The sequence below is a fragment of the Cetobacterium sp. NK01 genome (assembly GCF_024506395.1).
GTDB classification, from domain to species: Bacteria; Fusobacteriota; Fusobacteriia; order Fusobacteriales; family Fusobacteriaceae; genus Cetobacterium_A; species Cetobacterium_A somerae_A.
Genome location: NZ_JANIBO010000007.1, coordinates 18205 through 41074, shown reverse-complemented (window position 1 = coordinate 41074; position 22870 = coordinate 18205). Strand labels below are relative to the sequence as shown.

20 protein-coding genes and 1 pseudogene are annotated in these 22870 nt (G+C 27.2%); 9 read left to right on the top strand and 12 right to left on the bottom strand.

Features of this window, described 5'->3' with window-relative positions:
- The first annotated feature begins 31 nt into the window (after positions 1-31).
- Positions 32-764: pseudogene (locus NON08_RS14550) on the top strand (transposase).
- 100 nt (positions 765-864) lie between these two features.
- On the opposite strand, the gene NON08_RS14545 reads toward NON08_RS14550, so the two are convergent.
- Positions 865-2682 (bottom strand): hypothetical protein, encoded by a 1818-nt coding sequence (locus tag NON08_RS14545; RefSeq protein WP_256692329.1) that lies wholly within the window; start codon positions 2680-2682, stop codon positions 865-867.
- Positions 2683-3190: 508 nt separating this feature from the next.
- Here NON08_RS14545 and NON08_RS14540 point away from each other — a divergent pair.
- Positions 3191-3892, top strand: a complete 702-nt coding sequence (locus NON08_RS14540) for a ParA family protein (protein WP_256692328.1) — start codon at positions 3191-3193, stop codon at positions 3890-3892.
- 44 nt (positions 3893-3936) lie between these two features.
- Positions 3937-4638, top strand: a complete 702-nt coding sequence (locus NON08_RS14535; protein WP_256692327.1) for a hypothetical protein — start codon at positions 3937-3939, stop codon at positions 4636-4638.
- A gap of 270 nt (positions 4639-4908) precedes the next feature.
- Here NON08_RS14535 and NON08_RS14530 read toward each other — a convergent pair whose 3' ends face one another.
- From NON08_RS14530 to NON08_RS14510, 5 genes are all read right to left on the bottom strand, one after another.
- Positions 4909-6048, bottom strand: coding sequence for a transposase (locus NON08_RS14530; protein ID WP_256692326.1), 1140 nt, complete (start codon positions 6046-6048; stop codon positions 4909-4911).
- A gap of 55 nt (positions 6049-6103) precedes the next feature.
- On the bottom strand, positions 6104-7333 hold the full coding sequence (locus NON08_RS14525; protein ID WP_256692325.1) for an IS256 family transposase: 1230 nt from the start codon (positions 7331-7333) through the stop codon (positions 6104-6106).
- 119 nt (positions 7334-7452) lie between these two features.
- Positions 7453-8178, bottom strand: a complete 726-nt coding sequence (locus NON08_RS14520) for a hypothetical protein (protein ID WP_256692324.1) — start codon at positions 8176-8178, stop codon at positions 7453-7455.
- On the bottom strand, positions 8168-8989 hold the full coding sequence (locus NON08_RS14515; protein ID WP_256692323.1) for an AAA family ATPase: 822 nt from the start codon (positions 8987-8989) through the stop codon (positions 8168-8170). The genes NON08_RS14520 and NON08_RS14515 overlap by 11 nt, the downstream gene beginning before the upstream one ends.
- Before the next feature lie 244 nt (positions 8990-9233).
- Complete coding sequence (locus NON08_RS14510) at positions 9234-9515, bottom strand: AAA family ATPase (protein WP_256692322.1); 282 nt, start codon at positions 9513-9515, stop codon at positions 9234-9236.
- A 225-nt stretch (positions 9516-9740) separates the two neighbouring features.
- On the opposite strand from NON08_RS14510, the gene NON08_RS14505 reads away from it, so the two are divergent.
- The 5 genes from NON08_RS14505 to NON08_RS14485 all read left to right on the top strand — a co-directional run bounded on the left by NON08_RS14505 (position 9741) and on the right by NON08_RS14485 (position 14770).
- Positions 9741-9878, top strand: coding sequence for a hypothetical protein (locus NON08_RS14505; protein ID WP_256692321.1), 138 nt, complete (start codon positions 9741-9743; stop codon positions 9876-9878).
- A gap of 472 nt (positions 9879-10350) precedes the next feature.
- Positions 10351-10671: a hypothetical protein gene (locus NON08_RS14500; protein ID WP_256692320.1), complete on the top strand. Its 321-nt coding sequence runs from the start codon at positions 10351-10353 to the stop codon at positions 10669-10671.
- 113 nt (positions 10672-10784) lie between these two features.
- A complete protein-coding gene (locus NON08_RS15095) occupies positions 10785-11447 on the top strand; it encodes a response regulator transcription factor (protein WP_256692339.1) in 663 nt (220 codons plus the stop codon).
- 113 nt (positions 11448-11560) lie between these two features.
- A complete protein-coding gene (locus NON08_RS14490) occupies positions 11561-12751 on the top strand; it encodes a sensor histidine kinase (RefSeq protein ID WP_256692319.1) in 1191 nt (396 codons plus the stop codon).
- A gap of 285 nt (positions 12752-13036) precedes the next feature.
- A complete protein-coding gene (locus NON08_RS14485) occupies positions 13037-14770 on the top strand; it encodes a flavocytochrome c (RefSeq protein ID WP_256692318.1) in 1734 nt (577 codons plus the stop codon).
- Between the two features lie 260 nt (positions 14771-15030).
- On the opposite strand, the gene NON08_RS15090 is transcribed toward NON08_RS14485, so the two are convergent.
- The 6 genes from NON08_RS15090 to NON08_RS14455 all read right to left on the bottom strand — a co-directional run bounded on the left by NON08_RS15090 (position 15031) and on the right by NON08_RS14455 (position 21599).
- A complete protein-coding gene (locus tag NON08_RS15090) occupies positions 15031-15246 on the bottom strand; it encodes a hypothetical protein (protein WP_319941572.1) in 216 nt (71 codons plus the stop codon).
- A 115-nt stretch (positions 15247-15361) separates the two neighbouring features.
- Positions 15362-16357, bottom strand: a complete 996-nt coding sequence (locus NON08_RS14475; protein ID WP_256692317.1) for a hypothetical protein — start codon at positions 16355-16357, stop codon at positions 15362-15364.
- Between the two features lie 24 nt (positions 16358-16381).
- Entirely contained in the window at positions 16382-18628 is a 2247-nt protein-coding gene (locus tag NON08_RS14470; protein ID WP_256692316.1) for an alpha-galactosidase, read from the bottom strand.
- 10 nt (positions 18629-18638) lie between these two features.
- Positions 18639-19877: an ABC transporter substrate-binding protein gene (locus NON08_RS14465; protein ID WP_256692315.1), complete on the bottom strand. Its 1239-nt coding sequence runs from the start codon at positions 19875-19877 to the stop codon at positions 18639-18641.
- Between the two features lie 22 nt (positions 19878-19899).
- Entirely contained in the window at positions 19900-20727 is an 828-nt protein-coding gene (locus NON08_RS14460; RefSeq protein WP_256692314.1) for a carbohydrate ABC transporter permease, read from the bottom strand.
- On the bottom strand, positions 20727-21599 hold the full coding sequence (locus NON08_RS14455) for a carbohydrate ABC transporter permease (RefSeq protein WP_256692313.1): 873 nt from the start codon (positions 21597-21599) through the stop codon (positions 20727-20729). The genes NON08_RS14460 and NON08_RS14455 overlap by 1 nt, the downstream gene beginning before the upstream one ends.
- Before the next feature lie 242 nt (positions 21600-21841).
- On the opposite strand from NON08_RS14455, the gene NON08_RS14450 reads away from it, so the two are divergent.
- On the top strand, positions 21842-22837 hold the full coding sequence (locus NON08_RS14450; protein WP_256692312.1) for a LacI family DNA-binding transcriptional regulator: 996 nt from the start codon (positions 21842-21844) through the stop codon (positions 22835-22837).
- Positions 22838-22870 lie beyond the last annotated feature (33 nt).

The following is a 22870-nucleotide window of genomic DNA, read 5'->3' as shown; positions in this document are numbered from 1 at the left end:
CTAACTTGGAGGTTTTTTTATGAGAAGAAATATGTCTGAAGAAGAAAAGCAAAAAAGAATTAAAGTGAGAGAATTTTTGAAACAAAATCCTATTTCTAGTCCTGATGATCTTAATACTTTTTTTAAAGATATGATGAAAGTTATGATAGAAGAGTTTTACCAAGGTGAGCTAGAAGAGGAGTTAGGGTATACTAAGTATGATTACCGTAATAAAAATTCTAATAACTCAAGAAATGGCTATAGTTCTAAGAAGCTTAAAAGTAGCGCTGGTGAAATTGAAGTTAATGTTCCTCGTGATAGAGGCTGTCTACCCTCAAACTCAAATCCAGCAGTGTATAATTCATCAAATAAGGAGTTCTACTCAATTTGTGTCATATAAAGATATAAAAGCTTTAATCGCTGATCTAAAGCTAGTATATAAAGCGACTACAGAAGAGAGTGCGGTACTAAACTTAGAGTTATTCGACGAAAAATGGGGTAAAAAATATCCAAAGATTGCAATATCTTGGAAAAATAACTGGCCTAGATTATCAACATATTTTAAATATCCTCAAGAGGTAAGAACTTTAATTTATACAACGAATACAATTGAAGGATACAATAGGCAACTGAGAAAAGTGACGAAAAATAAATCAGTTTTCCCTACAGATGATAGCTTGTTAAAGATGCTTTACTTAGCAACACAAGATATCACGAAGAAATGGGCAAGCCGTCAAAGAGATTGTGGTCAAATCATATCACAGCTTCAAATATATTTTGGATGACATATCCCAAACCTAGGATAATTAATCACTCTGAAATAGAATTTGTAAGTAATAAAGGAGAGAAACTACAATAGTTTCTCTCCTTTTCATATTCAAAGAACTATTTTAAATTTTTTGCAATTGCTGCATTTATCTCTTCTAAAGTTATTGTTTTAGAGATAATCTTAGTTCCAAGTTCTAATAAAATCTCTTTTTTAATCTCTTTTATTCTCTCTTCAGAAAGATTAAAAACAACTTTGTAAAGCTCAATGTTATTACTGATATAATTGTTATAGTAATTTATATCATCTATCAAACTTAAATCTACATCTTTTTCCTTTGGAACCTCTTCAATAATTGATTTTGGTTTCTCACTCTTTAGAAGATTATTTTTTAAAATATATTCAGCTATTAATCTATTCTTAGCTGCATTAAAGGCTAATTTTTGAATTTTAGTTTCTTGACCACACTCTTCTATGTAGGCTCTGTAGACTTTTTCTTGGAGCTCTTCCTTTTCCTCAGATGACAGAGATGAAAAATACTCTAACTCTTTCTCATAATTTTTTTGTGACTCATCTTGTTTTACAAACTCCTGAGAATCGTTTAAAACATCTTTTTTAGGCGTTTGTATTACAGCAGCCTCATCTTCACACCAATTATTCTCCAAAGCTTTAATAAAGTATGCTCTGACCTTTTCAACTTTATTTTTTTTCATGTATATAGCAACTGATTCAACTTTTGAGTATCCATATTCTAAAATTGCCTCTTTAATAGTTTTAGGCATAGTTTTCAAACTTCTGGCTTTACTTGGCATAAGTCCTAAAATTTTATCAATCATCTCTTGAGTAACAATAACTGTGGATTCTATTGGAGTACTCTTTTCAATAATTTCAGCATCCTCTATCATCTCATGTTCTGTATCACTAACTGTTGTTTCTGTTAACAGTTTTCTAAAATCGTTTCTGTCTTCAAAAAATCGTTGTTGCTTCTCCTCTTTAGATTTTTCATGAAAGAAGATCTCAATCTCCGATTTTTCCCAAGTGGATTCTTTTATTATTTTAAAATCCTCTATTAAGTTTTTATCTTTAAGTTCTTTAAGAGCTTTTTCTAAAGTCTTCACTGTACTATTTAGATTTTTCTTATCATATTTTAGTGGTATCCTTTTAATTAAAAATATAATATCCATTTTTAAACATAAATTTTCAAATCTCAATTTTTCTATAAGCATATAAATTGTTCTAGCTGTACTTGTAGATATCTCTAAAAGTATTCTTGAGTTATAAACCATATATCCCTTTTGAATAATGTTGCTATAGAAATGATCTGAAATATTTATCTCATAAATCTCTTTTATTCTTTTATCATCATATAAATTTCTATATTTCTCATTTTGCTTTAAAGATAAAGTTATTATTTCTAAAGTTAAAATAGGGGTACTTACCTCTTTGTTTATAGTTCCTCTTAATTCAGAGGAATACATTGTATTTTTAAAATTATAATTAGTTTCTGCTAATCTCAGCAAAGCACTTTTTATGATATTCCCATATCTACCTGTATTTAGCTTTAATTTATCTCTCAAATCTGTTACAGAAATTATGAATTTTTTAGGCATACCTTTTTCTTTCATAATTTGCATTAGTGCAATAAATACTTTTTCTTCAGTTTCTCCAGGAATATAATTACCTGCTGTTGGGGTAACTGTTATATAAGTGTCACGATTACTATTAAAAAAATATTTAACAACTTGATTTACTTTTCGTTTTGTATTTTTTGAAAAAATGGGAAGTTGAATTAAATTCATTTCCATTCTTATTAACTCTTTATTTTTAACAAGTGTTTCTTCTACATAAAAATTTTCTTCTACATATTCTGTTTCTGGAGTATCTATGGTTTCTTGCCACCAAACATCATTATTTTTTTTAACTATTTTTTTACTCACTTAAACACTTCCCCCCTGGATTAAAAATCTTACTGAGTATTTTTTCCTAATTACTGGGTTACATATTGCCAAAATCAAGAAAAAACGATCTTAAAAGCAACCACTTAATTAGGAATTTCATATAATATTGATTATATTACATGTTTTTTTTATAAAAATCAATTGTTTTTTTAAAGTCTAACCCAGTAATTAGGAAAGAGACACCACTTAATTAGGAAAGAGTAACCATCTAATTAGGAAGATGTCACCATCTAATTAGGAAAGTGTCACCATCTAATTAGGAACAAAAAAAGTGTGCATAATGTCAATAAACTCAATGGGCCAAAGGGTGTTTTTTGACGTTTTTTTTTGTACATAACAATATAACAATATTTACAATATAAACAACTATATACAATGTCTAAAAAATAGATTCATGTAAAGAATTAAACTTTAGACTTTACAAAAGATCTTTCATTTAAGTATAATATATTAATTGTTACAAAAGATTAAGGGGTGAAATTTAAAATTGGGAAAGATTATAGCTATAAAAAATAATAAAGGTGGAGTGGGTAAAACATTTTTAGCAACTCAAATAGCCTCTGGATTATCTTATTTAGAAAATAAAGTTTTAATTTTAACATCTGATCCTCAAAATAATGTATTTAACTATTTATTTAGAGGAGAAAAAACTTTTAGAAAAGGTTTAAAAGCAGAGGTTTTAAAAAAAGATGGAGAATATTTTAGATTAAGAAGTGATTTATATTTTTTACCTCTTGAAGATGTTAAGTTTTCTAATCAATTTATAAAAGAATTACCTATATTTTTAGAAAGAGTAAAAACAGAATTTGATTATGTTATTATAGACAGCATACCAACATTAAAAATAGATGAAATATTTTTAAAAGAATCAGATAGTATTTTAATTCCTAATTTTGCTAACTCTGTTACATTAGAAGGAGTTTTAAATTTATTAAAAACAGTTGATATAAATAAAGTTAAAGCTATTATAACAAATAATTATAAAGATACTAAAGTTCAAAAAGAATTTTATAATATGTTAAAAGATGAATTGGAAGATTATCCTATTTTAGTAACAGAACCTATTAAAAATTTATCTTTTATTGAAGGTATGTTAGAAGAAAAGAAAACAATATGGGAATACCAAAATAAATCAGCTTCTGAAGTTCAAAAAATATTAATCTCACTTATTAAAGAGATTCAAAACTGAGTTCCAACTTGAAACTCAGTTTCAAGTTAAATTGGAGGGTAAAAATGGCTAAAAATGACAGAAATAAAATTTTTAATAATATGAAATCTCTTTTGAATGAAACAAAATTAGAAAAAAAAGAGAATACTTCAGCCAATGAAATTAATCAACAAGATATAGTAGAACTTTTAGATTTAAAAATTTTTAAAGAAATAACAGATGACGAAAAAATAATAAATTTTTTATTAAATAGTTCTATTGAACTATTTAAAATTCAAGCAAAAAATGTAATTGAATTAGGTCGTGTGTTTGATAATGTTTATAAGGAATTAGGTGGAGAAGGAAGTAAGTACACAGGTTTATATGAAAAATGGTTATTAGCTAATAATATAAGTAAAAGTACAGCTTTAAGATACAGAAAAAGATTTGAACTATATAATGATGTCATTCCTGAAAAAAAGAATCTAGTTTTACTTTTATCTCAAAAGTATATAGATTTGATTTACTTAGAAGAAAATAGAAAAAAATTTATAGAGCTTATAAATAAAGGTGCAAATAAAAAAGAAATAATTGAGTTCATTGATAATCAAGATATGATAATTCCTATTGAAGAAAAATTAAAAGAAGAGACTAAATTTGATTTTAATTATATTCCTAAATTTATAAAGTTTTCATCTGAAGTAGATAATAAAATAAAAACATTAGATGAAAAGAAAAAAAGAGATTTGCAAAAATATTTGAAAAAAATAGAAGCTTTATTAAAGTAATAAAAAAAGTCTTGGGAGTTTCCCAAATTTAGTGTAAATTAACTTCTTAGCTATCAAATTTTAAATGTCCAAATAGGCTATCTTAGATTAGGTACTACAAGATACTTCTTCCTAAGATAGCTTTTTTTATTATTTAGGAAATTATAATTTTTTGAAATTATTCTTAAAAATACTAAAAATTAAGATGTAGCTAATAAATATATTAAAAATTAATCTATTGCTTTACTTTATAGAAAAGCAAAATACCACAGTTACCTGTGGTTAGAAATTTTAAATTTTCTTCTTGAGTCTAAAATCAAAAATACCATATTTTTTATGGAAAAATATAGTTAAAATCATATTAGATCCGCATTGAAGGCACTTTAATGGATTTATACCAAGCCATTTTTCTATGCGCTCGGCCCAAGTAAGTTTTGTAATAGCCTTTTGTTTTTTTAGGTGCTTAAGTTTTATTAAATTTTTTAATTCTTGCGAGAAGTTTCTAGAGTAAATACCGTATCTTCTAATCATTTTAAAACCTTTAGGTGGAATATGAGCAACTAATTGTTTAATGAACTTTTCTACAGGAAGTTCAAGAAATACTTTATTTTTTTCAGGAAGTTGTTCATACCAAAAAGTAACGCTATTACCATCAAAATGAGTGATTCTATATTCAGCTAAAGGAGGTCTAGCGAGATATCTACCTAAATACTTAAGAGCATTTAAAGAATTGTAAATTTCAGTTCCTTTAACATCAATAAAAAAATCGATTTGGTTTTTCCAAATAGAATTGACAATGTTTAAAAGTTTTTGATCATTAGGAAAAGCTTCTTTTAAAGTTGTAGTAACAATATATTTCCAAGAATTTTTAAATAGTGAGTAAGGAAAAAAATCAACAGATTTCCATTGTAAGCTTTCTTTGAATCCACCGCAAGTAATTAAGATATGCAGATGTGGATTAAAATTAGATTTTCTGCCGAATGTATGGAAAAAAGTAATGTATCCAAAATGAGTTGTTTTATATTTTTTCCAAAAGTGATCTTTAAATACAGAATTAAGCGAGTCAGAAATTGATGTTAAAAGTTCTCTATTATTAAGAAAAAAAGATCGTAATTCCTTAGGGATTGTAAAGAGAAGATGCCTATGCTTGTGATTAATCATTTGTTGATTAAGTTTATTAGCCCAATTTTCGATATATATTTTAGAACAACAGGAACAAAATTTAGTTTTACAAGTAACAGGTTTACATGCGCGTGAACCACAATGAGGGCATTGATATTCTATTCTAGCAAAATCAAAATTTTTGCAGTTAATAGATTTAAAGACAGTATCTTTAATATGATTAAAGTAGTCTTTAGAAAAAAACTCTTGAATAGAATTTAAAATATTAGTATAATTGACAGAAGTAAAAATTTGTTTAATAGTATACATGGTGTAACTATTATATCAAAAAATTAGCTCTGTCACAAAAGTGGCAGAGCTTTTTTTATTTCAAATATTTTTCTAGACGTTCTCCATACTCTATTGATAACATTCTTAGAATTCCTTCCCTACCTCTGACTTTTTGGTTCCACTTTTTCATAATATTTTTACTAGAAAGAAAAAGAACCTTTAACAAAGCATCTTCATTAGGATAAACAGATCTAGAATTACTAACTTTTCTAAACTGACTATTTAAACTTTCAATTATATTAGTAGTATAGATCATCTTTCTAATTTCCATAGGAAAATTAAAAAAATGCGATAATTCACTCCAGTTAGTATACCAACTTCTAAGAGCTGGCGCAAACTCAGGAAGATCATTCTTTAAAGCCTCTAAAGCTTCAAACGCACATTCTGCATTAGTAGCATTGTAAATACTTTTTAGCTGCTGAGCATAGCTTTTTCTATCTTGATAATTCATATATCTTAACGTATTTCTGATTTGATGTACCATACAACGTTGGATCTTAGTCTCAGGAAAAATAGTTAAAATGGCATCACTAAAACCTTTTAAACCATCAATAGACACTGTAAAAATATCCTCAATGCCTCTAGTTCTTAATTCATCTACAACTTTTAACCAGAACTTAGAACTTTTATTCTCTCCTATTACAATACTTAAAATATCTTTTTTTCCTTCTAAATCTATTCCTAAAACAACATATGCAGCTCTATTTGAAACTTTCCCATTACTTTTAATATTAAAATGTATTGCGTCCATGAATACAAAAGGATAGCATTTTTGTAGTGGTCTATTTTTCCAATTATCTATCTCTTCAAAAACTCTATCAGTTATTCTACTAATTTGTGATGCTGAGAATGTTAATCCATAAATCTCTTCAAGATGAGCATTAATCTCAGAAATAGTCATTCCACGCCCATACATAGAGATAATTTTATCTTCAATATCAGAGATATCTCTAGAATATTTAGGAACAACTGTTGGTTCAAACTGTCCCTCTCTATCTCTAGGAATATCAACCTGAACTTTTCCAAGAGAGGTATTAACTTGCTTAGAATTATACCCATTTCTACTGTTAGTAGTATTAGCGCTTGATTCTCTGTCATATTTATCATATCCAATAGCTTCATCAAATTCAGCTTGTATCAAGATATTAACCATAGCTTTAAACATATTTTTCATGAAATCTTGAGCATCGTCAGCAGATTTAATCTTATTTTCTTCAATTAATTGTTTAACAAGTGGATTTACTTCTGAATTTTTTCTAGCCATAAAAAAACCTCCTCAGTTATTAATTTAATTATACAAATTAATAGCTAAGAAGGTAAAATATATATATTTAATTTTTACAATTTACACTAAATTTGGGAAACCCTCTGGCAGAGCTTTTTTTAATCTTTCTTTTTCCAACTATCTACTTTATCTAGAAAGTTATTCATATTAGAAGCTCTATCTCGATAAGTTTTTATTCCTATATATGACTTTTCAAAAGTTTCCCATTGCATTAAACTGTTATCTCTAAAAACCTTTTCAAAAAAACCATCTATTAAAAGGGAATTTTGAGCAAAATCATTTGATAATTTTTCTTTTAATTCATCTGTTAATTTTTCACTATTTCCAATAGTTACAGCTTCTAAATCCTTAGCGAAAAATATTGTTTCAAATGGAACTCTTGGTATTTTCCTCTCAGAAATATTCTTTTGCTTTTCTTGTCGTCTTTGAATCTGGTTTTGGTAAACTTCAATCTCTTTAAAATTGAACATTTTTGATAGACACTCTTTTTTATTTAATCTAGGCAGAGTTTCTTCAAAAAAACAGTTATCAGTATCTGTTACATAAAAAACATATTCAATATTTTTCGCTTTTATACCAAGATCTTTTACATCTTTTCTATTTAAATATTCAATTATGATATTTTCAATATATTGATTTATATTATCAGCAGTAACTGTAAAAAGAGTTTTGCTATTGGGGATGTTTTCACTTGTTTTATCACCATAAGTTATTTGTACTGATAATTTTTTTCTATTCTTAAACATCAATTTTGTTATATATGCAGAAAGAGTTTCTTCATCTGAAGGTCCTTCAACAATAAAAAGAACAATTTTAATTGCCATTTTTTAACACCAACCCTTTTACAAAGACATTTAAAGCTGGAATATTTAAATGAAGAGGTTCTATATTGTCTTCACTCCATAAAGCTTGAGAACGTAAATACTTTTGTCTAATGTTAGTGCTATTTGAAATTCCTTTCATAAATGTGTAAACTATATCATCATTAGATTCAGTGGCAATTATAATAGAATCCTTACCTAATTTTTCCATAGGTAAAAGATTATGCCCTGTGAAAATAAGCTGTCCTTTAGCTAAAGGTGCCATTGTTTCTAGTAATACAGCTAATAGATATTCAAAGATATGAATATCTAGTTCGTCTATAACAATAATAGCTTTTTCATTTTGTATATATACAATTAAAATAGATAAAAGAGATACAAGCTTAATTGTACCAGTAGATTCCAATGTTAAAGGAATTTTGATACCTTTTTTTATTAGGAACAAGTTGATAGCAGTTCTTTCGTCATTTTCATCGACTCCAACAACTTTTTCTTCAAGTATAAACCTAGAATCAGGAATAATAATTGAAAGCAGTTTATCTATATTTTTAGCAGCTCTTTTCAAAGAGTCTACATCTTTTTTATTGAAAATGTTATCTTGAGTAGAGTAATTTATAGTATCTAAATCAGAACCATTTCCATAATTGATAGGAATAACTAGTGTATCCTTATAAAGAGCTTGTTTTGATAAAGTAACTACAACAATATTTTTAATTAAATTTTCAACTATTTTTAAATTTTCAAATGAATCTTTCAGAATTTTAAATTTAGGATCTTCTAATTTTTTTACATCAGTATGTAAGAATGAACTCAAGAAAAAAGTGTTCAAATTACTAAAGTTTTTCAACAGTTGTTTAAAGTTTGACGTATCTAAAAAATCGATTAAAATATTTGAATTTGTTGTATTTGTTCCACCTATAAAAATCTCTGGTAATAACAGTGTATCATCATTTTTAATCTTAGCTATATGCTGAAATTTACGTCTAGCTTTAGATTGTTTTGAGAAAACTCCTCCCTAGAAACAAAAATTCCACCGTTACTATCTTTGATAAACTCCACTAAAACTTTGAAATCAGTATCTTCGTGAACAAAAAAATAGCTTCGATAACCATATTTTGTTTACCTATAGTCATAAGTTTTAGAATTTTATCTAAAACCTGGTTATTATTTATATATTTAGAAGTGTTGCTAAAATATAGCTTTAAAACTTCTAAAGCTTCTACAATAGATGTTTTTCCTGTTCCATTAGGACCATAGATTCCAGATAAATTACTACGGAATTCTATTACACTATTTTTTATATTTTTAAAATTTTCCAATCGGATTTCTTTTATATTCATTTTTATTCTCACTTTCTAAAAACATATTTTATACTAATTTTAACATAATAGTTATATAAAAACAATTTATTTTTGTTAAATTGTGTTTTTTTATCATAATTTTACAAAAATTAAGTAAAGATGTTATGTTAAAATTGGCGCCAGCTATATCTACGTCTCATAATAAAAGTCGTTAGACTATTTTGACTAAGATATAGTTTATTTAAAATTAAGTTTGACCATTTTTTGAATAATATATTCAAACCAATTGAAAATATTGAAGTTATTTTAGGAGCTAGTGGTAATATTGAAGATATATTAAAAACACATTTAAACGGATTATTAGATTCTAATGGAATTTCTTGTACACACACTCATAATTAAGAAGTCTAATAATTATAAATATAAAATAAAAAGTACATTTAGTCTTATACTATAATGTACTTTTTTTAAATTTGATAAATTAAACTTGATAATATGTATGTATAAACAAAGTTCATTCTTTTTTTATTGCTATATTCATAACATAAAAGCGAGTTATATTATCCTCAAATCAACAAATAGTGTTCACTCAAGTCTTTGATACTAATGAGAAATTGATAGATAGTTATAAAATGGATTTAATCTTCTAGTGTGAACTATGAAGAGAATGTAAAAAAATAGAGGAAAAAATAAAAGGATTAGAAAAGTTTAAATTTTCTGAATTAGAAAAACTAAAGAAAGATTTGATTAATAATCCAGAACGATACTTAAATTAAAATTAACTAAAAGTTTTTTAATTGTCATATTCATAACACAAAAGTATAATACTATCTAAATACAAAAGATAACACGAAATTTTAAAGGAGGACGAACAATGAAAAAATTATTAATAATCGGAACTTTAGTATTAGGAGCTGTAACTTTTGCAGCAAACGGAACTGGAAAATTAGCAGGAAATGCACAGACAAACGGAGTGACAAGAATGGCAGCAAATAACGGAATATGTGTTGTTACAGGAACTACCGAGAGAGCAAACAAAGGAGAATTTATTGGATCAGGTAGAGTAGCGCAAAATCAAAATCTTAATAACCAAGGAAGAGGAAGAGGAAACGGTCAAGGAAGAATGTTTAAAAATCAAGCTAATAATACATCTGTAAATAATGTAGCTACAACTGAAGGAACAAAAAATAATTAAGATTAAAAGGCGTAAATTCTACGCCTTTTTTACTATATATATAATGAAAAATATGATAAAGTTTATTTAGAATAAATCTGATTAAATTATAAAGAGGTTAGGAGGCGAGAAAAATAAAAAAGATATTAATAGTAGAGGATGAAATAAATTTAGCTAATTCTATAAATCTTTTTTTGAAAAATCAAAATTTCAAAATAATCATGATTCATGATGGAAAAGAAGCTATTGAGAAGTTCTATGATGAGACTCCAGATCTTGTACTTTTAGATATAAACCTACCAAATATAAATGGATGGGATATATGTGATGAAATTAGATGTAACTCTGATATTCCGGTTATTATGATGACTGCTCGAGATAGTGAATTTGATGAATTAAAAGGTTTAGAATTAGGAGCTGATGACTATATCACAAAACCAGTTAATCTAAAAATCTTGTTAGCTAGAATAAAAAGAATTTTAAAAATAGATGATAAAAGTAGTTACTATTATAATGGATTGGGTTTCGATAGTAGAACTTTAGAACTTACAATAAATGGGGAAAAGGTAGAGCTATCTCCCAAGGAAAGTCAGATATTAGAGTATTTTATTAAAAATAAAGGTTTTGTTTTAAGTCGAGAGAAACTGATAAACGAAATTTGGGGATTCGATTACGAAGGAGACGATAGGGTAGTAGATACTCTGATAAAAAGATTAAGAAAAAAAATGGGGATTTTTAGTGAAAGGATTAAGACTCTCCGTGGGATGGGATATTCATATGATGAAGATAAGATTTAATTTTTTTAAAAAACTTATGGTGTACTCAATCTTCCTTGCTTTTATTAGCGTAGCTATGGTACAAATTTTAAATTTAATATCTTTAGATCATTTTTATATATATAGAAAAAAGCTTGAACTCCCTTAATTGCAAAAAAATAGAGGAGTTTGCAAATAATGAAAGTGAATTAAATAGTTATATTGAAGCTATCAGCTCTGATGGGATTCAAGTAAATTATGGAAATATGAATATCAATCATAGAGGAAAAAATATCGGAAAAAGAAATAATTTTCTTTTACAAAATACATTAAATTTAAATGAAGCATCACTTATAAAAACTAAAATGGGTGGGAGGCACCTAGTCTATTATACTATTATAAATAACACACCTTTAATTTTAATTCTACCTTTAGTTGCATTGGAAAATTATAAATATGAGGCATTTTTAATACAAGGAATATCCATGTTTATAGCAATATTTATAAGTTTATTATTTGGAAGATATTTTTCTAAAAAACTTACTAAAAATTTAGAAAAATTAAATACAGCTGCTCATAAAATAGCAGACTTAGAATTTGTAGAAAAATTAGATATAGAAAGTGGAGATGAAATAGAAGAGTTGGCGAACTCTATTGAAAAGATGTCCTCAGAATTGAATCAATCTATGTCTAGTTTAAAGAGTTTTGTAGGAAATGCTTCTCATGAATTAAAAACACCAGTCTCAACTATAAATATGATTTCACAAAATTTACGAGAAAATAGAGATTTAACTCAAAGTGAAAGAAAAAAGCTATATAATCTTTTAATTAAAGAAAGTGAAGAGATGAATGAACTAATACAGAATTTATTGATTCTTTCAAAAATAACGTACTCAAAAAATCTTTTACATTATGAAAATTTTAATTTAAAGGAATTAATTCAAAAAGTTTTATACAAGTATGAACTTTTAGAACTTGAAAAAAATATTGATGTAAATATAAAAGGCGACGAAGATTTGATTATAAAAACTGATTATAAATTTTTTAAAATAGTAGTAGAAAATTTAATTCAAAATGCTTTGAAGTATTCTTTAGAAAATGAATGTATCCATATAGAATTCAACCAAAGAACTCTTATTTTAAAAAACAGAACTTACACTAATTTGAATGAAGAGGCTTTAAATCTTTTTTCTCCATTTAAAAGAGGGGAAAGTTCAGTGGGAAAAGATATAGAAGGATCAGGATTAGGACTATATATTGTAAAAAATATTTTGGAGTTATTAAATTTGAAATATGAAATAAAAATCGTAGAGGATAATTTTTATTTTATAATTTATTTAAGTTAGTAGATTTAACGGGAGTGTACCAAATTTAGTATAAATTCATTTTTTAGCTATCAAATTTTAAATGTCTAAATAGGCTATCTTAGATTAGGTACACCAAGATACTTCTTGCTAAGATAGCTTTTTTAATTTTCCTAATCCTAGTTTACAAAATGTAATTATAGTAACTAGAAAATTCATATTTATTACTTTAGAATTCAAGTATATACATCCTTAATACCTTGACAAATAAAAAATTATAAGGTAATTAAATAGTATAATTTTTTAATTTAGGGGGAGGACTATAAAATGAAAACAAAATTTTTAAGTTACTTTTTAATTTCTACAATTTTATTAGGAAATGGAATGAAAGATGGAGTTTATATTGGAACGGGGAAAGGGTACAAATCAGATATTAAAACTGAAGTAATAATAAAAAATCAAAAAATAGAAGATATTAAAGTTATTTCAAGTAGTGATACAAGTATAATTTCCGACGCAGCTTTTAATAATATAAAAAAAGATATAATAGAAACTCAAGGTTTAGGTGTTGATATGGTGGCTGGAGCAACATCATCAAGTAATGGATTTTATAGAAGTATTATAGAAGCACTTAAAAGTTCAGGTGCTAATATTTCAGAATTAAGAAAAATTAAAAAAGAAAAAGTATTAAAAAAAGAAAAGAGAGAATTAAATACAGATGTTTTAGTTATTGGAGGAGGAGGAGCTGGACTAGCTGCTGCTTCATCTGCTACTGAAAATGGGGCTAATGTTATTCTAGTTGAAAAAATGAGTTTTTTAGGTGGAAATACTATTTTAGCTGGAGGAGCTTACAATGCTGTAGATCCTAAAAGACAAAAACCAATGAATATTGAAGATTCAAATGAACTTTTTTATAAACAAACTTTTGAAGGTGGGGATAAGAAAGGGAACCCTAAGCTTGTTAAAATTTTAACTGATAATGCTTATTCAGGTATTGAATGGCTTGAGGGTAAGGGAATGAAATTTAAAGATGATGTATTTACAGTTTTAGGTGCTCTTTATCCAAGAAGTCATAAGCCTATAGATCCCGTTGGAACTGGTTTTATCTTAACTTATGAAAAGTTTTTAAAAGAAAACAATGTTCCAATCTTACTAGATACACAAGCTAAAGAACTAATTATTGAAAATAATCGAGTTGTTGGTGCTGTAGTTGAAACTCCTGAAGAGATATTAACTATTAAGAGCAAAAATGGTGTTATTTTAGCCACTGGAGGTTTTTCTAAAAATATTGAGTATAGAACAAAGTATAACCCTAAATTAACAGAAAATATATTATCTACTAATACTCCAGCTGCCACAGGAGATGGAATTAACCTTTCACAAATGGCCAATGCTAATCTAATAGGAATGGAAGATATTCAAATGCTACCATTAGGAGATCCTAAAACAGGAAGTTTAAGTGGAAATATTGAAACAACTGTTGAAGATAGAATTTTTATAAATAAAAAAGGGAAACGATTTGTTGCTGAAGATGAGAGAAGAGATGTTATGACCAATGCTCTTTTAAATCAACCAGATGCATTATTATATGTTATTGTAGATTCACAAGTCTATCCAAATGAAAATGATAAAAATAATTTTAATGAAAGCATTAAAGAGTTAGTTGATGAAAATAGAGCTATTAAGGCTGATTCTTTAGATGAATTAGCTAAAAAACTTGAGATAGATCCTGAAGTTTTAATAAAAACAATAAAGGATTACAACTTAGCTGTTGATAAAAAATCTGATGAATTTGGTAGAAAATTATTTGGTAAAAAAATAGAAAAAGCACCATTTTATGCTGGAGCTAGAATTCCAACAATTCATCATACAATGGGTGGAGTTGAAATTAATGAAAATGCTGAAGTTTTAAATAAAAATGGAGAGATTATAGAAGGGTTATTTGCTGCTGGTGAAGTTACAGGTGGTATTCATGGAACAAATAGACTTGGTGGAAATGCCTTAGCTGATATAACTGTATTTGGAAGAATTGCTGGAGAAAAAGCTGCTAATAATAAATAACTAAAAAATTTAGAGTAATATTTTATATTTTTAGGGATGATTAAAAAAATCATCCCTTTATTAATTTTAGATTTTTTTTATAAATATACTTGAAATTATAAAATCTAAACTATTTTTTATTACCTTAACTCTAGTTTATAAAATACAATTATCTTAACTAAACATCTTATACTATCTTTGACTAGTGTAAATGTTAAAATAAAATTATTGACTTTTACACTTTCTTGGAAAATATATATTTGAAGAAAGAAAAATAGAAGTCAAGCATTAGGACATAATTCAGTCATATCTTTGCAAATATCTAAAATAATAGGAATAGTCCTAGGAGCTTTTGCAAATCTATTTGCACTATTTGTCTCTTGTTCAATCATGCCATATCTTATAAGATAATCAGGACTGGAAATAGGATTTTGTTTCAAAAATTCTCTCACTTTAATTCTTTTTTGCTTTTCTTCTTCAGACATATTTCTTCTCATAAAAAAACCTCCAAGTTAGATAATTTAATATTACCCCAACTTGAAAGTTTATATAAATATTTAATTAGATTCAGATGATTTATATTGAGTGTATATAGGATATATAATTTTTTGATTAATTAAATTTATAAGTTAAGCCAATATATCCACACCACATATTATGTGATTGTTTTCCATTAACTCCACCAAAGTATTTAGAGTTTTCGAAGTCTCTTTTTTCATTTTCATATCCAATGCTTATGAAAGTTGAGAAATCTTCATTTATGATATAGTTAGCCATTAATTCATATCTGATTCTATTTCCAAATGTAGCATCCCAGCTTTTTTTGTAATTACCATCAATTTTGTCGTCTACATTTTTATCTAAAGTTAATCTGATTCTAGGCATAACTGTTAATTTTTCATTAACAACATAAGGTGTCATAATTCTAATTTGGGTTTCAACCATTTCATAGTTATCATAAAATTCTCCAATATTATAAATTGTAGGATTTATAGAAAGTTTTTCAGTTAAAGAAAAAGTTGGACCAAATTCAAATTCCCAGAAGTTTCCTTTTGAATTTTTACCATTGCTTTTATCTTTATCATGACCAATAACAGCCCACCCAGTAAACATATTATCATAGTAGTTCCAGTCAGTTCCAAGTTCAATCCTATCTCTCCTGAAATTATCAGCTTGTTCATTTCTGTATTTAATATGAAAACCTTGTTTTTCAAAGAGTTGATACCTAACTTTCCAATCAACTTTAGTCATATCTCTTGCAGATTCTTTAAAAGAGTATACATCCCCATTGTATCTTCTTTCAACATTTAAATCTAAAGTTAATCTGTCTCTTGAAGCAGCAACCCCAGTCCCCAAGAAAAGTCCATCTTCAGAATTACCAACTTTCTCCATTTTATTTGGAGCTCTTCTGACTTTAGATGAGTTTTGAATATCCTCTGTTTCTAAATAAAGTCTTCCAGTAAAATACCATTTACTATCTTGAGGAATAATGACTTCAGATAAAACCTCGGTTTGGGTATTATAAATTTCCTCAGTTAAAGTTGTTTCAGCAAAAGTGGTATTACTGATTACAGCTAAGGCTGCAAGTAAATAAAGTGATTTTTTCATAGTTTTTTCTCCCGTGTCTTAAATCTATATTTTTGTTATCTTGATAATTTTACTACTATAATCTCCAAGTTTTTCTAAATTCTTAGAATCATGAGTATCTATACCAATTTTTCTAAATTTAATACCAGAATACATAAGTTCATCTCCGTAGAAAATTTCTCCTAAGATATCTTCATGCTCAATTTTATATTTAAAATCTGGATTTAATCCAGCAGCAAAAGCTTTATCAAAACTTGGATTTGGAATAGAATGAATTCTATAAACACCTAAGATAGCTTCTGATTGATCTTTATTTACCATAATCCAAGATACATTTTGGAACCCATTTTCAAATGGTGATTCAATTCTATGGAAAGTTCCAAATTGTAATAATTCTCTATTTTCTTTAAAAAATTCTATTTGTCTTTTAACAGAATTAGCTTCATCATCCGTTATATGATTTAAATCAAGTTCATAACCGAAAGCACCAAAGAATGCAACATTTGCTCTAGTATCAATAGATGTGATTCTACCTGTTTGATGATTAGGAACAGCTGATACATGAGCTCCCATAGACGATATAGGATAAATTATTGATGTACCATATTGTATTTTTAATCTTTCAACAGCATCAGTATCATCACTTGTCCATATCTGTGGCATATAATAAAGCATACCAGCATCAAATCTATTTCCACCACCAGCACAAGATTCAAATAAAATATGAGGGAACTCAGTAGTTAATCTTTCCATTAAGTCATATACTCCAAGAATATATCTATGTGCGGTTTCACCCTGTCTTTTACCTTCTAAAACACCAGACCATACATCAGTCATATTTCTATTCATATCCCACTTAATGTAAGATATTTTAGATTCTCTTAATATTTTTGAAAGTTTTTCATAAAGGTAATCTCTAACTTCAGCTCTACCTAAATCTAGGGTTAACTGATTTCTACTTAAAGTTGGTTTTCTATTTGGTATAGAAAGAGCCCACTCAGGATGCTGTCTATAAAGATCTGTGTCAGGATTTACCATTTCAGGTTCAAACCAAAGACCAAATTTCATACCCATTTCATCTATTTTTTTAGAAAGTCCTTCTACACCACTAGGTAATTTTGATAAATTACTCCACCAGTCACCTAGTCCAGAAGTATCTCCATTTCTAGTACCAAACCAACCATCATCTAAAACAAAAAGTTCTACTCCTAATTCTTTTGCTTTTATAGCTATTTGAACTATTTTATCTTCATCAAAATCAAAATATGTAGCTTCCCAATTATTTATTAAAATAGGTCTAGCTTTATGTTTCCATTCTCCTCTAATAAGATTATTTTGATAGAATTTATGATAATTTTGACTAAGTGTATTAAGTCCAGAGTCTGAGTAGCACATAACAACTTCAGGTGCTTCAAAAGTTTCATCTTTTTCTAAAATCCACGAGAAATTAAAAGGATTTATTCCCATATTAATTCTAATATTATCGTAGTGATCTTTTTCAACTTGAGCTAAGAAGTTTCCACTATAAACAAGGTTAACTCCAATGTATTCACCTTTAAATTCATCAGCACCAATCTCTTTTAATGCTATAAAAGGGTTATTATTAGAACTACTAGCTCCTCTTTTACTATCAATAGATATTCTATTTTGATTTATAGGTGTTGTAACAACATGTCTTTCTCTAGCCCAAGCACCAGAAAGATGCATAAGTTCATAATTTTTTTGTGGAATATCCATGTTAAAACTTAAAAATCTTTCTAAAGTTAAAGGAGAAGATCCATTATTTATAATATTAGAGTTTCTTGTAATAATTGGATAATTTTTATATATAGTATATGATAATATAATCTCTGAATTTAAGTGCTTATCTTTTAATGTTATCTGTAATGTTTTAGCTTCATCATCATTTTCAAGATAAGTTTGTGGGAGACCTTTTAAGCTTGGTTTTCTATTAAAAATCTCATATTTAGAAAATTTATAATCAGTAACTCTACTACCGTTTTCTTGTAATATTACATATGCTGGCTCTCTGTAGTCACCTGTTCCAAAAGCTGGAAACTCTTGTTTTAAAGTATCTAAAGCAAATCCAGATACACCATCAATTTGTTCAGGAGTATAAGGAACTTGATGTTCAAATATTTGAAGCATATTTGAGAAATTTTCTCTGTGATTTAATCTTTTACCAAAATATAGATGACCTAAATCACCAGTACCTAAAACTTTTATAATATAACTAATCTTATCATTTTGTAAATGAAACTCCATGTTATTAGAATTAAAAAATATATTCATCTTATACTCCTTATTTATTTTTTTTCAATTTATCAAAATCTTCTTTCATTTTTTTAGAAGCTTCAGAAACAGTCATTTGTCCAGATATAATAGAAGCTCCAATAGAACAAAGAGTTTCCCAAGCTCCACTAGGTAAGTACTCTCGATCAAAGAAACCAACATATTGATATTGATCTCCTAAATTGTAGCTATCTTCAAACTTTCCAAGATCACTTTTAGCATTTGTAAGTCCAGTAGGTAAAATATTTGCGGTTGCCATTTTAGATACATTTTCTGGTTTTGCTAAATAATCTAAGAATTCTAAAGCTTCTTTTTTGTTTGGAGAATCTTTCCAAACACCAAGGGCCATTCTTTCACCAGTAATAAAATATGATTTTTGATCTCTATCTTTAGTGGGTAATGCAATAAAATCAAGTCTAGCATTAGGATTATAGCTATTTCCTTCATTAATCATAGAAGTTCCAAAGAATAAAAATGCAGCTTTTCCAGTTCCAAGAGCTCTAGCAGCCTCATTTCCTGTTAATGCATCTCTATTTATATAACCATTATCTACAAGAGTTTTAATAAATTCACCAGTTTGATTCCAAGCTTTTTCATCAAAAATTCCATTTTTAAGGTTTTCACCTTGTGGATTATCATTAGTTAAGATAATAAGACCTGGAGCTATCCAGTCATATATATTTCCAACAGAAGCAGAATCTTTTCCTCCTATATATATTGGTGTTACGCCAATTTGTTTTACTTTTTCAAGAGCAGCAATAAAATCATCGGTAGTTTTAATCTCTTTTGGATTTACTCCAGCAGCTTCTAAAACATCTAAGTTATAAGGTAGCCCAACTATATCAACATCAAGAGGTAATATATAAAATTTATCATTTTCATCGGTAATAACAGGAGCAATAGCTGGACTTAAATATTTTGCCCACTCTCTATTATTTAAAGGCTCTAGATATTCTTTATATCTATTTACAGACCAACCATGGGTACCAAATATATCAGGTAAAGAGTTTGTAGCCATTTTGGTTTTCATAGTTTCTTCATAATCTGAAGATCCTGGTATAAATTCGATATTAACTTCTGGATTATTTTGATTATATTCTTTTATAATTTCTTCTAAAGCAACAGAAGATGGCTCACCATTGTGAGAATTACTTGTGACAACTATATTTTTCTTTTTAGCTTTAGGCTCTTTATCACCACATGCAGTAAGAAGACCCAAAAGTGCCAATGATAGAACTATTTTTTTCATAATTTATTCACTCCTTAAATTTTTATTTTATTGATCCACTTGTCATTCCAGCAATGAAATATCTTTGTAGGAATATATATAAAACAATTACAGGTAAAACAGCAATAATTGCTCCAGCAGCAGCAGCTCCTAGATTTGATGAAGATGTACTAAAAAATGATGATATAGCTAAAGTAACGACTTTCATCTTTTGTGATTGTAAAAGATAAACTGAAAATTGGTAGTCATTCCAAATTCCAACACCAGTTAATATAATAACAGTAGCTGTTATAGGTTTTAAAAGTGGAAATATAACTGTACGGAAAGTTCTAAATTTACTACAACCATCAATCATAGCAGCTTCCTCTAACTCTTTTGGTATAGTATGAATAAAGTTACTGTATAAGAAAATACTAAGTGGTAGATTAAAAGTTGTTAATGTTAAAATAATTCCCCAATAAGTATTTATTCCATGAATTCTTGTTAAGGTAGTTAATAAAGGTACCAAAATACTAAGCGGTGGAACCATCATAACCGCTAGAATTAAATTTAGAATAACTTTGTTTGTAACACTTTTATGTCTTGCTAATGGATATGCAGCTAATGCTCCAAGTGTAGTTATTAAAACTATAGAACAAGCAGTTATAATAAAACTATTTTTCATAGCAAGAAGTAGTTCAGCTTTTTCAAAAGCATGTATAAAGTTATCAAAATATAATTCCGTAGGTAAAAGCCATCTAGAGCTTAAATCTGTTTTTTTCTTAAAAGCAACTGTTGTAGTTATATATATAGGTATTAGATGAATAGAACCAAGAATAATTACAAAAGCTCCAAAAATTAATTTTTTTAAATTATGTTTAATAAAGTTCACTATAATTCACCCTCTTTAACAGTAAATTTCTTTTGAATAATTATTGTTATAAAAACTATAAATATAAATAAAGCAAGTCCCATAGAAGAAGCATATCCAGCCATTTGTGATCTAAAGTATGCAACATTAACAAGAGTTGAAATAGAGTTTGATGAATATCCGGGTCCTCCATTTGTTAAAGCTTTTATAGCATCAAATAATTTTAAACCACCGATTAAGTTTATAGTAAAACTTGTTATAATAGCTGGTTTTAAAAGAGGTAACGTTATATTGAAAAACTTTTGTATAGCAGTAGCACCATCTATATCAGCTGCTTCATAATAAGATTTAGATATAGATTGAAGACCTGCAAGATATATAACCATAGAAACACCACAATATTGAATACTATTAACGAATACAATTATCCATACACCAAATTTAGGGTCACCTAACCAATCATTAGCTTCCTTATTAAAGTATAAAAGTATATCATTTAAAGCACCATCACTATATTGGAAAATGAAGTACCACATATATCCCATAATAAGTCCAGAAATTAGAACAGGTAGATATATAACTGCTCTTAAAAGATTTCTTCCTTTAAAATCTTTATTTAAAAGTAAAGCATAACTAATACCGATTACTTGTTGAAGTATTGTACTTCCAACTCCATAAATAATAGTATTTTTAAAAGATATAAAAAAGTTATTATCAATAAAAAGTCTTTTAAAGTTTGCCATTCCCACATAATTATATCCTTGAGAAAATCCATTCCAGTCAGTAAAAGATATTCTTATTCCATGGGCAAACGGATAGAAAACCAAAGCTATAAAAAGTATAAGAGATGGCCAATACATCCAGTTAATTGTTTTAAAGTTTTTAAAATTCATATTACCCTCCTTTTTCTTACATAATGAAAGCGATTTCATAGTCATATAAAAAAATATTATGTTCGTTTATTGTTTATATAATCATTTATAACACATAATATTTTTATATGCAACATAAATTTTATAAAAAAATAATTTTTATTAAAAAAATTAAAAAATGTTGCAAAAATAAACTTTTGGTATTATAATAAAATCAAATATTTATTAAAAGTATGCGTTTTCATACAGAAAGGAGTTTTTTCATGGTTAAGATGAAAGATGTAGCTTTGAAAGCTGAAGTTTCTCAAGCAACAGTTTCAAGAGTTATAAATGGTAGTACATATGTTGAACCATATACGAGACAAAAAGTTTTAGATGTAATAGAAGAACTTGGTTACAAAGTAAATAGTGCTGCTAAAGCCTTATCAAGTAAAAAAAGTTCTGTAATAGCTGTTATATTACCTGATATATCAAATCCATATTTTGCTGAAATTTTGAATGTAATAGAAAATGAAGCTTATCAAAGTGGCTATGAAGTAATTTTTATGAATAGTCAAGGAAATGAACATAAAGAAAAAAAATTGATAGACAATATATTAAAGTATAAGCCATTAGGAGTAGTGTTATCACCTTTAGATAATGAAGAAAACTATTCAAAAAAGTTAATTGAAAATAAGATTCCAGTTGTGACTATGGGGAAATTATCACAAAATTTTTCTGGAGTATCAATTAATCATAAAGTTGGTGGAGAACTTTTAGCAAAACATTTTGTAAGTTTAGGACATGAAAAAATTGGATATATCGGAAATAAAGATGATAAATTTAAAGGTTTCAAAGATGGCTTAGCAAGTTTAAATGTAAATTTAAAAGATGAAAATTGTATAGATTTCTATAATTATTCATCTATCAATATAAAAGAAGCTGTATATAGTTCTTTAGAAAAATATTTAAAAAAGCATAAGAAGTTTGATTTTACGGCTATATTTACAGGAAATGATATTGTTGCTATGGAAGTTATAAACTTTTTTAGAGACAAGGGGATAAAAGTTCCAGAGGATATTGCAGTAGCAGGTTTTGATAATATAAGCTTTACAAGTTATTTATCTATAACAACAGTAGCACAGCCAGTAAGGGAGATTGCATTTTTGGCATTTGAAAGGTTAATGATGGAAGCGAAAAGTGGTAATAAAGAGATAAAGCATATAGAGATATTACCTAGATTGATTCCAAGAGATTCAACAGTAAAATTCTTTAAATAAATTAAAGATAAGAGATTCTTATCTTTTAATTTT